At 43.9% G+C, this 14,588-nt stretch carries 15 protein-coding genes; 5 read left to right on the top strand and 10 right to left on the bottom strand.

Annotated features, from left to right (window positions below):
- The first annotated feature begins 35 nt into the window (after positions 1 to 35).
- Positions 36 to 1,010 carry a hypothetical protein gene (locus tag DTHIO_RS19095; protein ID WP_008871867.1) on the top strand — a complete coding sequence of 325 codons (975 nt, stop codon included), beginning with the start codon at positions 36 to 38 and terminating at the stop codon, positions 1,008 to 1,010.
- A 505-nt stretch (positions 1,011 to 1,515) separates the two neighbouring features.
- Here DTHIO_RS19095 and DTHIO_RS19090 read toward each other — a convergent pair.
- The 3 genes from DTHIO_RS19090 to DTHIO_RS19080 form a co-directional block, all read right to left on the bottom strand.
- A complete protein-coding gene (locus DTHIO_RS19090) occupies positions 1,516 to 2,304 on the bottom strand; it encodes a DNA primase family protein (RefSeq protein ID WP_083804060.1) in 789 nt (262 codons plus the stop codon).
- The gene (locus DTHIO_RS20190) at positions 2,285 to 4,252 is read right to left on the bottom strand and encodes a hypothetical protein (protein WP_050775256.1); all 1,968 of its coding nucleotides are present in this window, start codon (positions 4,250 to 4,252) and stop codon (positions 2,285 to 2,287) included. The genes DTHIO_RS19090 and DTHIO_RS20190 overlap by 20 nt, the downstream gene beginning before the upstream one ends.
- Positions 4,253 to 4,377: 125 nt before the next feature.
- Complete coding sequence (locus DTHIO_RS19080; protein ID WP_008871865.1) at positions 4,378 to 4,581, bottom strand: helix-turn-helix transcriptional regulator; 204 nt, start codon at positions 4,579 to 4,581, stop codon at positions 4,378 to 4,380.
- Positions 4,582 to 4,667: 86 nt separating this feature from the next.
- Between DTHIO_RS19080 and DTHIO_RS19075 the strand changes: the two genes are divergently transcribed.
- Positions 4,668 to 5,591, top strand: coding sequence for a hypothetical protein (locus tag DTHIO_RS19075; RefSeq protein ID WP_161598711.1), 924 nt, complete (start codon positions 4,668 to 4,670; stop codon positions 5,589 to 5,591).
- Positions 5,592 to 5,593: 2 nt separating this feature from the next.
- On the opposite strand, the gene DTHIO_RS19070 is transcribed toward DTHIO_RS19075, so the two are convergent.
- From DTHIO_RS19070 to DTHIO_RS19050, 5 genes are all read right to left on the bottom strand, one after another.
- The gene (locus tag DTHIO_RS19070) at positions 5,594 to 6,607 is read right to left on the bottom strand and encodes a site-specific integrase (protein ID WP_008871863.1); all 1,014 of its coding nucleotides are present in this window, start codon (positions 6,605 to 6,607) and stop codon (positions 5,594 to 5,596) included.
- 241 nt (positions 6,608 to 6,848) lie between these two features.
- Positions 6,849 to 7,589 (bottom strand): tyrosine-type recombinase/integrase, encoded by a 741-nt coding sequence (locus DTHIO_RS19065; protein WP_244156417.1) that lies wholly within the window; start codon positions 7,587 to 7,589, stop codon positions 6,849 to 6,851.
- Positions 7,590 to 7,705: 116 nt separating this feature from the next.
- Positions 7,706 to 8,467: an IS21-like element helper ATPase IstB gene (gene istB / locus DTHIO_RS19060; protein WP_008868684.1), complete on the bottom strand. Its 762-nt coding sequence runs from the start codon at positions 8,465 to 8,467 to the stop codon at positions 7,706 to 7,708.
- Positions 8,468 to 8,518: 51 nt separating this feature from the next.
- Positions 8,519 to 9,940, bottom strand: a complete 1,422-nt coding sequence (gene istA / locus DTHIO_RS19055) for an IS21 family transposase (protein WP_008871862.1) — start codon at positions 9,938 to 9,940, stop codon at positions 8,519 to 8,521.
- The gene (locus DTHIO_RS19050) at positions 9,937 to 10,326 is read right to left on the bottom strand and encodes a helix-turn-helix domain-containing protein (RefSeq protein WP_008868686.1); all 390 of its coding nucleotides are present in this window, start codon (positions 10,324 to 10,326) and stop codon (positions 9,937 to 9,939) included. The genes istA and DTHIO_RS19050 overlap by 4 nt, the downstream gene beginning before the upstream one ends.
- A gap of 250 nt (positions 10,327 to 10,576) precedes the next feature.
- Between DTHIO_RS19050 and DTHIO_RS21535 the strand changes: the two genes are divergently transcribed.
- Entirely contained in the window at positions 10,577 to 10,936 is a 360-nt protein-coding gene (locus tag DTHIO_RS21535) for a hypothetical protein (RefSeq protein ID WP_153305077.1), read from the top strand.
- Between the two features lie 50 nt (positions 10,937 to 10,986).
- On the opposite strand, the gene DTHIO_RS19040 is transcribed toward DTHIO_RS21535, so the two are convergent.
- Entirely contained in the window at positions 10,987 to 11,409 is a 423-nt protein-coding gene (locus tag DTHIO_RS19040; RefSeq protein WP_244156416.1) for an Arm DNA-binding domain-containing protein, read from the bottom strand.
- 567 nt (positions 11,410 to 11,976) lie between these two features.
- Here DTHIO_RS19040 and DTHIO_RS19035 point away from each other — a divergent pair.
- Positions 11,977 to 12,315, top strand: coding sequence for a hypothetical protein (locus tag DTHIO_RS19035; RefSeq protein ID WP_008871861.1), 339 nt, complete (start codon positions 11,977 to 11,979; stop codon positions 12,313 to 12,315).
- A 291-nt stretch (positions 12,316 to 12,606) separates the two neighbouring features.
- Here DTHIO_RS19035 and DTHIO_RS19030 read toward each other — a convergent pair whose 3' ends face one another.
- The gene (locus DTHIO_RS19030) at positions 12,607 to 13,197 is read right to left on the bottom strand and encodes a site-specific integrase (protein ID WP_008871860.1); all 591 of its coding nucleotides are present in this window, start codon (positions 13,195 to 13,197) and stop codon (positions 12,607 to 12,609) included.
- 230 nt (positions 13,198 to 13,427) lie between these two features.
- Here DTHIO_RS19030 and DTHIO_RS19025 point away from each other — a divergent pair, with 230 nt between their 5' ends.
- Complete coding sequence (locus tag DTHIO_RS19025) at positions 13,428 to 14,453, top strand: Rpn family recombination-promoting nuclease/putative transposase (RefSeq protein ID WP_008871859.1); 1,026 nt, start codon at positions 13,428 to 13,430, stop codon at positions 14,451 to 14,453.
- The last annotated feature ends 135 nt before the right edge of the window (positions 14,454 to 14,588 follow it).

Below are 14,588 nucleotides of genomic sequence, written 5' to 3'. Positions count from 1 at the left end.
GCAAAAGTATCAAAAAATTACGGGATGGTAATCACATGACGGAGAAAAGCCTGTTAACGCTCAGGGATATTGCTGAACTTTTGGGTATTCGTTATCGCTCTGTCATCGACTGCAAGGATTATTTTTCAGATTATCTCAGCAGCCTTTATGACGGGAGACATTATAGATACTGGTCTGATAATCTTGATTTTTTTGAATTGGTTTTCACTTTACGAGAACACGGATACACATTTGCCATGATCAGGGATTATTTGACCGAAAAACAGGGATTGTCAGGCCTTCAGGCTCTTAACAATCTGATGTCTAGCCTTACCAGTGGCGCTGAAGAGGAAGGAGGACGAACGAGGAGGGATGAGAACGAAGGAGGAGGAACGAAGAGGAAGGAGGATGAAGGAGGAGGTAGGAGGATTCTTGAGGAGGAAGGAGAAAACGGAACGAGGAAAGATGGTGTTGGAGAATGCGGCGAATGTTTTATTCAAAACTCCCAGCTAAAAGACGAACTCCAGCAGGAGCTTTATGCCGCAGTGTCCAGCCAAGCTGAACTTGTAGTCCAGAAAAAAATCAAGGGCTTGGCTGATGCCCTGGAAGACACCCTTTTAAATCTGACAGCGGAAATAAATGGCTCCATGGTGCAGGTATACAAAGCACTCACCCAGGTCCAGGAGGGAATGAATAACCTGGAGGAAAGGCTGGGGCAGTTGGAAAATGATTTGGGGGCTGATCCAGCTGAAGGGGTTGAGCTGAGCGACCTGGATCTGGAGAAAATGCAGGTCAGCCATCCATCGATCAATCTTGTAGATGCTGAGTCAATCCCGCAGGAAGCACAAGAATCTGCGCCCCTGGACGACTATGCTTATGCAGACCTGGAGTTTGTGAGAAACAGCATCCATAACGGCAAGCCGGACAAAGCAGCCGTCACCCAATGGATCAGGATGGAAAAGGAGAAAGATCCAGAAATTTCCTACGTGGAACTGGCAAATAAACTAAATGAGGCAAAATACCCACCCTGAGCGGCAGAGAAGAGTGGACCAGGATGCTGGTAAGGAACCTGGCTGTGCGGTAGTGGCCGGATGAAATTCGAGTTTATAAATAATTGGCAACAAAAATGTTTTTCTACAGCTGGACTGTATTATGAAAATTTTCACCAATCAGAGAGGAGTTTTATGTTTTGATAAAACCTACGAGAAAAACGGAGTTTTTTGTGTTTATGTCATTATCATAAAATGCTGTTTACATGTTGGTCAAAAAATGGTATCTATTACTGTGTTATGCTGTTGATTTATATTTAATGCATGTATACAATAATTAAAAATATAATTAATATAAAAAATTATTATTGAATCCATTTTTAAAAAATATAGGAAATACAACAAAAAATATTGCATTGATTCTTATGCCGGGTATGCCAAGTTAAGACCATTTTGCATAAACTTTTTAAAATTCAAAAAAATAGATATTATGCATATATAAAGTTTGTTACATAGATGGTAAACTTGGCATACCCGGAGTATAAATTTAACTGGACAAAATACCAATGTTCATATAGTAGTTAATATTGCCCACTTTTTTCTTATTATATCGTTCTGACATTTTACGACCAAATTTGGTTCCGGTAAGAGGTTTCATACTATTATTATGCATCCACGATTTGTAGTGCTCATACAGGTCGCTAGCACAAGCCATGCAATCATTACCTTGAAAACAAGCATCTTCAATAAACTGCTGCAGGATATCTTCATCATTTCTATAATCCTGCACAGCCTGGTTAACGATTCCAGGCGGATTCAGGCCATATTTCTGCCAGGCCGCACATCCCCGTACCAACCAGGCAAGAATACCCTCTGCTTCGTTTTTAAGTTTTTCAAGCAAGTATTTATCCACCTGTCTTTCGTTTGTTTTTTCAGGAGAGTCTACAAACGACTGGGTAAACGGGATAAGTACCATCCTTTTCCACAAGGCATAATCATCACTGGGGGCATGTGGCTTGCAGTTTGTAAGTAAAAACAGGGTATGGCTTTGGGCAAAACTGACTTCGTACTTGCTGTAGGGTGCCCGACCGACCAGGTTGCCACCACCTGTCAATAGCTTGATCTTGCCAGCATCCAGTTTTCGCCCTTCGTTTGTTTCACTGGCCCACGCAAGCCTGAGCCCACGCAGACGCATGATATCGGCACTTGGACCACTGCTGCTTTTAAGGCGTCCCTGATCCAGCAAAAGTTCGGACTGAACAGCACCAGCCAGACTATTTCCCAGCACATGACTTATGGCCTCCAAAATGGTGTCCTTACTTACCGTTTCGTCCACATCCCCATAGAACTATCATTTTATGCTCAACGGTATCACCGACAAGGGCCATTCCAAGCACACGCTGTACAAAATTTATTAACTCCTTATCTTCAGCAAATATCTCCTGTAATGCCTTCTCCCATGTAGGTGCCTCAGCTTCGGGGTTGAAGCTGGTAGGGCAGGCTGAGCGCAGATAGTCGTCAGGCCTTCCTTCCCTCAAATTGCCATTTTTCAGGTCCAGAACGCCGTTAGCACAGGGCAGTTTCCAGGGCTTAAGATCCCATTCATCGCCCCTTATACCCAAAGCTTTATCTCCCTGAGCTGCAAATTCCACAACCTGTTTTCTGAAGGCCAGCTTGTTTAATTTTCTAACTATTTTGGAGACATTTTGAAACTGGTCCTGAAGTCTATCCTTTTCCTGCTTCATCTTTTCCTTGCTGTCATTTTCATTTTGTGGATTTTTTATCTTTTGGCCCAATATCATGATTTCGCCATCCAGCTCATTTTTAGTTTGTTCAAAGATGGTTTGGACCTTGTTAATTGCGGATTTTAAATGTCTGCCCACTTTTTCCATCTGCCAGTAATGCCCCAGAAATTCATACCAGCCACCTTCTGTATGGTCATAACAGAAATGCCCTCTAAACAGGCTGGAAAACAATTCTGCGCATCCTAGTTCTCCCTTTCTTGCATATTCAACCACCTCATCTCGTTGTAATCTGGGCAGCAGTTTAAATTTCCTGCCCCCATGGGCAAAAGAATTTAGGGTGGGATTGGCCTTGAGATATAACTTTCCGACAGCTCTGCCTCCATCATACTCTGGTTCCAGTGGGTCTTTGGTAAGACACTCATGGTACTTTTTCTTGTTAGCCAGAATCTGCTCAACCGTAACCCGATATTCTTTCTGGGTATTTTCATCAACAACAATAATCGGGTAATCATAATTAAGGCTGTTTTTCTCAAGTGCCTGCTCAACTGTCTTTTGAACCTTTTCGATTTTATTCGGCCCTGCGTTGGAACCAGCTATTTCCTGGGTCTTGTCGTGGATATATTTCTTCTTTTGAGTTTTGACCTCTTCTCCAGCGTCCCTTCTTGCCTTTTCTCTTTTTTCATTTGCCAAGGCCTGTGTTTGTGTACATAATTCAGGAATGGCCACGGTGGTATCAATGAACTCGCATTGACCGGGTATGATTTCAGGCACCCCTCGTTTTTGTTCCAAAGGACTGTATGTGTATGCCCCGGCTGCAAAATCAAGTCGGTTTGACTGCCAGACAGAGGTATCAAAAAGACATCTCTCAAGCAGGCTGCCTGCTTTGCTAACCATGTAATACCCGTACCCGGCGGCCCAAAGATGTTCATTTAATGCCTGGCCAGCTCTGGGTATGTCTCTACTGTCTTTTACAAACAGGTACAGGCGCTGACCCTTAAGTCCGGTAATGTCCTTACCGTTATTGAATATATGACTGCTGCTCGATGTCCACCACAGCATTTTTGCTTTTGCCAGCCCCGGCAAAGTGCTTCTTAGCGCCTGGACAATTTCCTCTTTGCTTAAAGCTTTGTTTCCGGCATCCGGGTCATAATCAAGCATCAATACGCCAGGACCATTTTTCCAAGTAAACATTTCCTTGGTTCTTGGGATTTTGTTTGCAGGCTTGCCCATTTTAAACCACTTTTTGCTTGTTACCAGTTCGATCCCACTTTCAGGAGGGATTCCATATGTCAAGGCCTGGTTCGGTTTTAAGTTTTGCAATAATGTTGAGAAGTCGCTTAGACCAGCTATGTCAATGATTTCTGCTTTTCCCCGAACCATGTAAGCAGTGGTCTTTTTTTGCAGCTCCTGGTTGTCATCCAACCAATACTGTTTTGTAACACACTCAGGATAATAGCTGGTGACCAGGGTGATACAGGCATGTTCTGTTTGATCATGTTCGTTATTTGCATTTAAAGATAAGGTTTCCATCTTATACATATCCACCTCCTTGACTTTTGGTTTGAAGGTGGATATTTTTTGGATAACAAAGATGACTCAGCCCAAGGGTCGTTTCGTTGCGGCTCAGAGCGGTGGCCCCCACCACCACTTTGAGCCTTTTTAATTTACACTTCATAATTTTTCCCTCCTTGATTTTTTTGATCGTTTAACCAGTTATTGACGTCTTCCGAGAGCCAGGCCCATTTTCGTCCCAGCTTAAAAGGTTTGGGCACCACATCCCATTTTTGCCGGGAGATATGGCATCTCACCGCAGCAGTGGTTGTGCGAAGCATTTCTGCAATGTCTTCTGTTCTTAGGATTTTGCTCATAACTTCCTCCTGTGTTTTTATGATTAGTTATTTTGAGTGAAATATAGTCTTGACTAATCAAAAGTCATCAGGCATATTTTTTACACTTGATTTTTGTGGAGGGAATAATGGATAGCAGATGGTTATCTGACTATGAGCAAGAATTGATACAGCAATGCAAGGGGCTGCAGCCAGGAAGAGTCAAGGGGTGGCTTGTCAGTGAGGTGTCAAAATTCGATAACCCTCCACTGCGAATGACAGCAGAAAAAATACCCTATAATGTTACCTGGGATGGACTTGCCAAGAAGACAAGATTTTTGTTCAGGCTCTGTTCATCTCCAGAGGAAAAAGAATTCATAAATGCTTTCTACGGCGCACTGCCGTTTATTCGCCCGCCTGGGCATGTGGTCAAGTCAAGATCCAAGTATTTAAACAGTCTTAATTATTTTGATAAGTTTATAACCTGTTCACTATGCTGGAGAATTGTGCCTGTATGTTCCGAGAACCTGAAGAAACCACCGTTTTGTGATGTACACAATCCTCAGTTTAATCGGCTGGAGTATCAGCGGGCATACAGGATCTTGGGAGGAAAAAACAAAGACCATGGTAAAATTGTCCATTTAAAGTCAGAGGTTAGAGATCGGCTGCAAGATTTCATGCCTGACCCAGGCAATATGCTGTATTTCTTCAATGATAATTTTTTCAGGGCTCCAGCCCCGAAAAAGATTATAAAAAAAGAGCATGATTTAGGTGAAATAATGAATAGGCTGCCATATCTTGACAGCTATATAAAAAACCATGCTCTTAACCCACATTGTATAGAAGACCTGGTTCATATCCTTAGTCCGCCAAGCACCTACGAGACAGAAGAGATCCCAAGAGAAAAACTAAATGATTGCTTTATACGGGATCTTGGTTTGGCAAAGAAAAACATCTTGCTGGCGGAAGCATGGATCATGGCCACAACCAAGAGAAGAAAATCACACGGTGGGTATAGAAAAGGGGCAGGCAGGCCTCAAAAGGCAAAATGAATTCAACTCAGCCTTGGGCCAGATGTTTTTTCTGGTATCGTACCTCGATTTGATTTTATTTGGCTGGAAGCCTGGACATTGAGTATTCCACTGCCTCTTCCCCTGGCTTGGTTGGGGTGTCCGTAAAACTGTTGGCACCTGTCCGTAATATGTCCAAGCGCTTTTGCCATGTCCTCATGTGTCCATTTTTCCCCAGATTCTCTTTTTAGGTTGGCTGAAAACTGATGCCTCAAGGAATAAGGAGAAACTCCTTTGAACCCAAGATTACCTGCTGCCCGGCGGATGGCTTTTCTGAAGGCTTCTTTATTGATCCAAACCAGGCGGGGTTCTTCGTAGGCCAAATTGAAAAGTCTGTGCGCATCTTCGAGTGCAAACTTGAGAACCCGTTGCTTTTGCCCCTGTTTATTTTTAATATATTTAGCACCTTTTATAGTAATCTTAAGATGGTCATGGTCCACAGCCTCCAGCCATACACCCTTCTCCAACTCTGCAGGCCTGCATCCTGTTAAGGCCATGACCAAGGCCGCCTTCTGGTGCTGGATGGGGAGCTCATCGATGAGCCGGCCAACCCAGTTTGTAGGCAGTCCACGTAGAGCTTTGCGTTTCCCTTCGATTTTACTCTTGGTATAAGGTTTAGCTTGGTTGCTTGGTGCTGGATGATTAAGTCTGTGTTTTTTTTCGTAGTCCGGAGACAGGCTCTTAAGCTCTTCGCCAAGCCTCAACGCCTCTTCCCTATATAACTTAGCCTTGGTCTTGTCAGTTTTTTCCAGTTTGTCAGCGTCTCTTAATAATTTTCGAATCATCAAAGCAGCTCCGAATTGGTAAGCAGCTTTGTATTTGTACCATGTGGTCTTTTTCAGATTAAAAGTTTGAGCATAGGTTTGAAGGCTGCCATATTTGTATATCCGGTGAAAAATTTTAAAGAGATGTTCGTTTGTTTGCTGGGTGTTGTTTGATGTATGTGTTATAATGTGGCTGGCAATTTTTCTGGCTTCTGATTTGCTGATCTTACCCATGGATACTCTCCTTGTTTGGTTGTCCATGACGGTATGGAAGGACCATCATGGCGGCTTATCACTCCGGCTTCCAGCCTCCGTGATTTCCATAAGTTGAACAGTGAGCGTATTACGCTTCACTGTTCAACTTATGGAACCAGCCGCCATAAGAACGGGACAAAAAATGTGCCCGTTCTTATGTAAAGAATGGGTTACGTTTTTTTTGTTGGTTATCCTTATATATGCAGGTTATTACAAAAAATTATGCTACATTGTTTAATGGGACACTGTTTACAGCATCCAAAAGTGTCTGGTTGGCCAGATGAGCATAGCGCATGGTTGTTTTAATCTGGGTATGTCCCAAAAGTTCGCCCACCTCGTATATGCTGCGGCCAGAGTTGATCAGAAAGCTGGAAAAACTGTGCCTGAGATCATGTATCCGTACTTCTCCAAGCCCGGCTTTTTTCCTGGCTGTATCCCAGGACCTGAAAATGGAAGTAAATGGCTTTTGGGTCTCCGGGTTTGGAAAAACATAAGGACAGCCATCTACATATTTTATTTTATCCAGCACTTCCAAAGCGCTATCAGACAAAGGTATTGTTCGAGTTTTTCCGGTTTTGGTGTCTGTTCCTGGAATTTGCCATGTCCGTCTTTCAAAATCGAAGTTATGCCATTTTGCCTTGAGCACTTCGCTTTTCCTGGCTCCGGTCAGTAGCAGCATTAAAATAATTGGTTCTAATAAGGGGTTCTCACTTTCTTTCAAGGCCTTGCAGAGCCTGTCCAGTTCATTTTTATCCAGGTATCTGTCTCGCTGATTGTTCTCTTCGGCTAACGAGACTTCTTTGGTTGGATTCGTCCGAACACCTGCTGTATCCCACTTTAGAGCCAGGTTGAAAATGTAGCGTAGCAAAATGACCAGCCTGTTGGCAGTTGCAGGTTTGTAATCCGCAAGCAGACATTGTTGATGCAGGCTGATTATATGGTCTCTTTTTATCTGGTCCATGTGCATGTGTTAGCGCCGGCTTGAAGATGCCATAAAACGCCGGTTTAAAAATGTTGTTTTGGAGCAACCGCCAGCTCCAGACATAAAGGTTGATGCCGGCGGTTGCCTATGCGGAGCTATTGTTCCTGAACCTGGTCTTTCATCCGATAGCTTTTGCCTTCAATGAGGACGGTTTCGGCATGGTGCAGAAGTCTGTCCAACATGGCTGAGGTCAGGGTGCTGTCGTTGTTGAACACCTCGGGCCATTTCTTGAAGGCTCTGTTGGTGGTCAGGATGGTTGATTTTTGTTCGTAGCGCTGGCTTATAACCTGGAAGAGCAGGTCTGCACCTTGCTTGTCTATGGGCAGGTAGCCAAGCTCATCCAGAATGAGCAGTTCAGGACTTACATATTTCTTGAGCTCTGTTTTGAGCTTGTGTGCAGCCTGTGCGGCCGAGAGGGTGTTTATGACATCTATGGTGGTGGCAAACAGTACAGAATACTTTTCCAGGCATGCACTGTAACCCAGGGCTGTGGCTATGTGTGACTTGCCCAGGCCTACTCCTCCGAGGATTATTATGTTGGCCTTGTCCTTCATAAATCCAAGGCGAAAGAGGTTTTGGATGGCCGGGCGGTTGATCTTGGTCGGCCATGTCCAGTCGAAGTTCTCCATGGTTTTTATGCCTGGGAAACGGGCCATCCTGATACGGCGTTGGATGGAGCGATCATGCCTGGCATCTGCTTCTGCCTGGACCAGCCTGGCCAGATAGCCCAGATGATCCCAGTTCTGCCTGGCAGCCTTGTCAGCCGCCGGCCTGTACTGCTCTTTTATACAGGTCAGCTTGAGCAGCTGGAGATTTTCTTCCAGCCTGTGCACCTCGCTTTGGTGTTTGTTGGTCATGGGTTTTTCTCCTTGGGTTTGTCGTAAATACTTAGATCAGGGTCTTTGACTTCAATATCCAGCAGATCCTCTCGCCTGGTCAGATGCAGGGCTCCTGGTGCGGGGCATGGTCCTGGCTCTTTGCTCCAGGATGTTGGCTACATACTCACAGGAGAAGGCACTGTAGGTGAATGCGTCGTCCATGGCCCTGGACACGGCTTCAGAGCCATAGATTTCGCTTAAGGCTACAATCTTCTGGACATGGTGTTTGATGTTCAAGTGCTTTTTCTCCAACTCAAAGTAATAATCCTTTGCTCTTGGGGACAAAGCCAGGAACCGGGAAAACAATTGCTGATCCCTGGCTGCCCGGCGCTGGGCAATAAGCTCCTGGACATGATCGGGGTCTTCAATGTCCCTTTTTTTGTCAAAGCTGCGGATATGCCTGGCCACAAGATTGTTGCCGTCATAGATGCATAAGCGATCAGGATAAGTCTTCAAGGTCAGGCGTTTGCCTGCGTACCTGGCTGGCACGGAATAGCGGTTGGACTCCAGGGTGATCCGGAACTGCGACGAGGCCCGGACCTGGGTTACGACTCCGATATCATAGGTGTTAACAGGCAGGGGCAAAAGGTGCTCTCTTTCTTCTTCAAGCATGTCCACCGGCTTCTTGCCGGTCTGGGCATGGATACGTACATTGGCTGTTGCCCTGCACCAGTGGCGGGCATAATGGTTGATGGCCCGGTAATCCGGCAGTTCAAGTCCGGCCAGCAAGTTCTTTTTGACATAACCTATGGCATTCTCCACCCGGCCTTTTTCATGGGGCTTTCTGACTCCGCAGGCACTGATCTCAAAACCCCAGTGCTTTGCAAAGTCAAGATATTTGGGATTTAGAACCGGTTTTTGGCCATAGGGGTGCTTGAGCACTGCACATTTCAGGTTGTCCACCATGATTTTTTTGGGAACAGCCCCGAATGCGTCAAAGGCGTTTTGATGACAGGACAGGAAGTGCTCCATGCTTTGGGAGACAGTGAACTCAAGATACATCATCCTGCTGTAGCAAAGGACCATGACAAAGAAGCTGAGATTGCGCCTGCTGTCTCCCACCTGGATGGAGCCGTGATTTCCCCAGTCAACCTGGGCGCACTCTCCTGGGGCAAAGGCCAGACTTAAAAAGGCCCTGGACCTTTTGGGCCTGACTTTGCTTATGTATTCCTTGAGAATGGAGGAGCCTCCTGTATAGCCCTGCTCCTTGATGCTGCGCAAAACCTGGACGGCTGTGTAGGGGTGCTCCTCCAGCATCCTGACGATGGTATCCTTGAAGGGATCAAGCTTGCTTGGTCTTGTTACTGACTTTCTTTGATGAAACTGCTTTGCTTCGAGCCATTTGCCCACTGTACGCGGATCCAGCTGCAGTTCTTTTGCTATCTGGGCCGGGGTAAGTCCTTTTTGTTCATGGTAGTGCTTTATTCTGGCATAAAGCTCATAATCAATCATGTGTTACCCCCGGCAAGTTTTTTGAGAACGTCTGAGAAGTGCACAGGCCCGGCCTGTGCTGTCCTGGCCTGATTTACGGGTGGGACCTGGATGGATAGAACCTGATAAAGCGGTTTCTTCCAGGCAATGAGATCAGCCTGGATCAGATTGAAGCGCGCCTGCTGCAAAGTGACTTCATCCATTCCCAGGCGCTGCATGACAATGGGGTCGGAGTAGTAGCTAAGCCCCTGCTGATCGCCCACGGTCACCAGGAACAGGTACAAGGCTGCTGCAGCATGGCTTAACCTCTCAATATGACCGTCACGAACCAGCCTGTGGTCCACCCAGCTGAACTGTCTGGGAACCTTGCGCAGTCTCTGGGGATGAATCGGATACTTTTGGTACATGAAATCCTCCTTTGGGGTTGTTGATGACGTCACAGCCCAGGGTGTACATCTGTCGGGCGGCCCTGACGATGTCATCTTGTAACGCACTCCCGCATAAGGAGGAGATTAGTCCTATAATAACAGATGGTTGCGTGATCCAGTGATCTTGTAACGTTTCCTCAACACGTTGATTTTCAACACTTTTTGGGAGGCAGTGATCTTGTAACGTTTGCTTGGGAGCAGTGGTCTTGCGCCTGGCATATCCGGGATTTTGCTTTCTCCAGTTCCGGACCCTGTCCACATGGGCCGGTCCCCGGAAATAATCCCTGTTTTCAGGCTTATCCAGCCAGGCCTTTTGACTGGCTTTCTTACTGGCTGCCCGACAAGGCACTTTGGAGCAGTATTTTTGCTTGCCCCTGTTTCGATAGTCAGGACAAAAGGCTTCGCCACAGTGCAGGCAGACAACTTGTTGGCTTTGTTTGCGACCCAAGAACTTACCCTCCTTTGCCTCAGACAGGCAAAGAAGGCAGTAACGGCAAGACAGAAGAAGAGGAAGAAAAAGAAGGACAGAAAAGAAGACAAAATAAAAAATATTTTTTCTTTTCTCTTTCAGAAGAAGATACAAGAATAAGATATAAACAATTTCAAACCGGCATAATTAAGACATATTCAGGTTGGCGCTCACAGCATGCCTCCAAATTTGGGTATCAGATGATTACGCAGCAAGATGACATCTGTTTTCCAGGACTTTTTGTATGATTCAATATAAGGTAAATATTCATGCCACACGAACTCTTCAAATGTGGGCACGTTTTGTAGCACTTTCTTCTCTTGCTGCGGGTCTTTCCCCATTGCCACGTCTCCAAGTATCTTGTGTCCCAGCTTTCTGGCTTGATTCACAGACAGATCGGTAGCTCTGCCGAGCTTTATTTGCTTATAGCGTCCACGTAGCGTCTTATACCTCATAAAGTATGTCTTGATCCCTGTAGGTCTAACCTCCAGTATCAATCCCCTGCACTTTTGGTCATGGATCTTCAGCTTTTCTTTTCCTTTAGGGCACTCCATTTTGTTTACTTCGTTTTGTTTTAGTAGTTTTACTGACATACATTACTCCTTCCATGATGAATTTTATATTGTTTTGATTATTAAAACAATTGAAACATCATAGAAAGATTTATGTCAAACTTGGTCATAAAATACATGTTTTTTAAAAAAATCGTTTATATGCAACAATTTTTTTACTTTCCAGTGTAATAGACATGGACGGGTCTAAAATAAAAATTAGCTAAATTACAATCAAATTGATAATATTTAAGAAAAAAATAAATATAGTTATTAATTAATAACTAATTATATTTATATTTAGTTCAATATATTTGCGCTACGGTGATCAAGATTTGGCGTGGTTTGTGGATAGAAAAAGCTTAACGGATATGATTAAGGGCAGGGCTAATGACCAGAAAGTTTTAATCTGAGGTATCACATATAGAGCAATATAATAAGATATTATTTTAATTTATCAGCCAAATACTTGGCCAAACATGAATATCATGGCGCAACCACAATAGTTGTTGGCCCAGTCATTCGTTGTTAAAACTTATTTATTGGTTTGACATAGGCAATTATGATATATTATGTTTAGTCTATAAAATAATTATGGAGGTTTGTATTATGCAACACACAAAACTAGAGAAACTTTGCAGGGCAGTGGTAAATATTTGGGATATGCAAAACAGTTATCATGACAAAGACAAATTTATTATTGATTTAGCCTTTCCAATGCAAAAGTTAATTATGCATTTAAAAAAAGAAGGTAAACGTGATCAAGATGCTTTTATTTATGCTTACAGTAAGAATGATAAGACAGCAATGATTGGCGAGGGATTAAATATTGATATGGTAAATATGTTTTTGATAATGCTTGATCAAGACCCACAGATAAAAAAAGATGTAATAGAATATATAATGGTAAATGATCTTCAAGAAATAATCGGATTAAGCTCTAATTGATTATATACGATCTAAAAACTTATTGCTATGCATATAAGACTGTTTTTCACCTTGTATGCATAGCAATGCTATTCCTTGTTCGAAACTAATATTTATTTATCAGGTTTATTGTTATAAGTTTTATATATTACAGATTATATACTAATTATGTTTAATATCGAAGATTGAAAATCAATTTTAAAGTTTTAACTGTTTCCAAAATTTTATCTTGTTTATGTAATTTCTATAGGGTTATGCCCTTTTAGGTAATAAAGATGCTTGCAAACATTAATTTGTTAATATAATTAATAATTATATTTCGTGCATTAAGATATTGTTCACCTTCTTGTCTTCTATGCCCAAATAACGCATAGTAACCGCAGGGCTGCTGTGATTGAACCTCTTACAGAGAAGCTCATAGCCCACCCCGTAATGCACTCTCTGGATGTAGCCGAAAGTCTTGCGCAGAGTATGGGTGCCGTAGTTGCCCCGGAGGTTGATCTGCCTGCACCAGTCTTTGATCATCCTGTTGGCGTAGCTGACGGTAAGGGGGGCATTTCCTTTCTGGCTTTTGAAAAGGAAGTTTTCCGGTTCGGCCAAGGTCTGGGACAGATACGTCTGCAGGGCTTTGTGCGTGGCCTTGTTGATGACCAGGATGTTTGTCTTGCCGGTTTTCTGCTCCCTGACCCTTATGGTGTCTCCTGGTTTTACACCCTGCACGTCCCTGACTTTAAGCTGCAGAAGATCGCCTATTCTGAGCCCGTTGTTTATGCCCATGGTGAAGAGGAGGTGGTCCCTGGGGTTTCCAGATAGCAATTTCTTGATCGACTTAATATCCTCAAGTGACCTTATGGGTTCTACTGTGATGTTTGAGCCTTTTTGGGGGTGATTTGTGTTTGCCATTTTTAAATACTACCATAGCTTGCTATTTATGTCAAGTATAATGATATAAATTGCATGTTAGTTGGCTAATTTATTTGTGCGTAGAGTGTATAAAAGTCTTTCATTCGGCTTTAAGCTATGATTGACGGGGGTTAAGGCTGTTTTGAAAAATGCCAACTTTTACTTCAAAGTTGGCATTTTTGTCGCTCCGACCTCTTGCATACGACCCAAGACAGGTGTAAGTTTTTCCCATGTCATTCGAAATACCCAATCCACATAATGCGTGCTTCAAGGATTTTTTCAAGGACCCGGAGTTTGTAAAGTCTTTTATCAAGTACCATATCCCTGAAGAAATCACCTCTTTACTCGATCTGGATACACTGCAGGTTGATTTGAGCGGGTTTGTATCCGAGGAGCACAGGGAGTATTATGCCGATGTGATGGTCACAGTGCAGCTCAAGGGCCATACTGAAAATGTAAATATCTATATCCTGCTTGAGCACAAAAGCGCTCCAGAGTTTCTGACCAGGCTTCAGATTCTGAATTACGAAGTTCAGAAATGGATGGATCTTAAAAGAAAAGGTCAGCTCCAAGGGTACTTGCCTGTGATCATCCCGGTGGTTATATACCATGGAAAGGGCAGGTGGAATTACAGCCGTAAGTTCTCAGACCTTTTCGATTTGCCATCTGAAGTGCTCAGGCCCTTTGTGCCGGAATTCAAGCACATGATCCATGACATCTCCTCTATGGAGGATGATGAGTTCAAGACGACCGCCATTTTGGAGATCTTTCACTTGCTCTTCAAGTACATTCACTACCCTGAGCTTGAAACCAAGCTTCAGGAGATATATGATTTGTTGGAGACTATCCCGGACCAGGATAAAGTTAAGCAATATTTACAGGCAATTGTTCAGTACGTAGCCGTACAAGGCCCTGTTAGCCTTGAAAGGCTTGGTGAGTACACGAGGCGATTGCCGGGAGGTGACGAAGCCATGCAGACAGCAGCACAGCAGATAAGGCAAGAGATGTATAATGAGTTCAAGCAGGAAAAGGAAAAGGTTCGTCTGGAAAGTGAGAAAAGGGGGGAGCTTAAGGCTACTCAAGAAACCCTCATAGATGTGGCTGGGGACTGCCACGGCCCTTTGCCGAAGTCTCTCCAGGATAAAATCAAATCCATAGACTCCATTGATAACCTGCGGACTTTAACCAGGAAGGTTTACAAAACCCAGTCCCTTGAAGAGTTTACTGAGCTTGTAAATCGGGCTACTCAACATTAACTGCCAAGGTGGCTGTCCTTAACCACAAGGATGGCCACCTATATTTCTGGCTTTTTGAAAAAAGAAAGCTGGTGTAGGCTACATCTGAGAAAATGGTTTCTGTATGAGGGCATATTGAGGGCCGAAAATGGCCCT

This window comes from Desulfonatronospira thiodismutans ASO3-1 (assembly GCF_000174435.1).
GTDB lineage: Bacteria > Desulfobacterota > Desulfovibrionia > Desulfovibrionales > Desulfonatronovibrionaceae > Desulfonatronospira > Desulfonatronospira thiodismutans.
This window is presented reverse-complemented; position numbering and strand designations above follow the sequence as displayed.

What these genes read in the sequence shown, in the direction of transcription:
- DTHIO_RS19030 (WP_008871860.1), bottom strand. Translation starts at nt 13,197, where the DNA reads ATGGCAAACACAAATCACCCCCAAAAAGGCTCAAACATCACAGTAGAA.
- DTHIO_RS19095 (WP_008871867.1), top strand. Translation starts at nt 36, where the DNA reads ATGACGGAGAAAAGCCTGTTAACGCTCAGGGATATTGCTGAACTTTTG.
- DTHIO_RS19035 (WP_008871861.1), top strand. Translation starts at nt 11,977, where the DNA reads ATGCAACACACAAAACTAGAGAAACTTTGCAGGGCAGTGGTAAATATT.
- DTHIO_RS19080 (WP_008871865.1), bottom strand. Translation starts at nt 4,581, where the DNA reads ATGAGCAAAATCCTAAGAACAGAAGACATTGCAGAAATGCTTCGCACA.
- DTHIO_RS20190 (WP_050775256.1), bottom strand. Translation starts at nt 4,252, where the DNA reads ATGTATAAGATGGAAACCTTATCTTTAAATGCAAATAACGAACATGAT.
- DTHIO_RS19050 (WP_008868686.1), bottom strand. Translation starts at nt 10,326, where the DNA reads ATGTACCAAAAGTATCCGATTCATCCCCAGAGACTGCGCAAGGTTCCC.
- istB (WP_008868684.1), bottom strand. Translation starts at nt 8,467, where the DNA reads ATGACCAACAAACACCAAAGCGAGGTGCACAGGCTGGAAGAAAATCTC.
- istA (WP_008871862.1), bottom strand. Translation starts at nt 9,940, where the DNA reads ATGATTGATTATGAGCTTTATGCCAGAATAAAGCACTACCATGAACAA.
- DTHIO_RS19025 (WP_008871859.1), top strand. Translation starts at nt 13,428, where the DNA reads ATGTCATTCGAAATACCCAATCCACATAATGCGTGCTTCAAGGATTTT.
- DTHIO_RS19040 (WP_244156416.1), bottom strand. Translation starts at nt 11,409, where the DNA reads ATGTCAGTAAAACTACTAAAACAAAACGAAGTAAACAAAATGGAGTGC.
- DTHIO_RS19065 (WP_244156417.1), bottom strand. Translation starts at nt 7,589, where the DNA reads ATGGACCAGATAAAAAGAGACCATATAATCAGCCTGCATCAACAATGT.
- DTHIO_RS19070 (WP_008871863.1), bottom strand. Translation starts at nt 6,607, where the DNA reads ATGGGTAAGATCAGCAAATCAGAAGCCAGAAAAATTGCCAGCCACATT.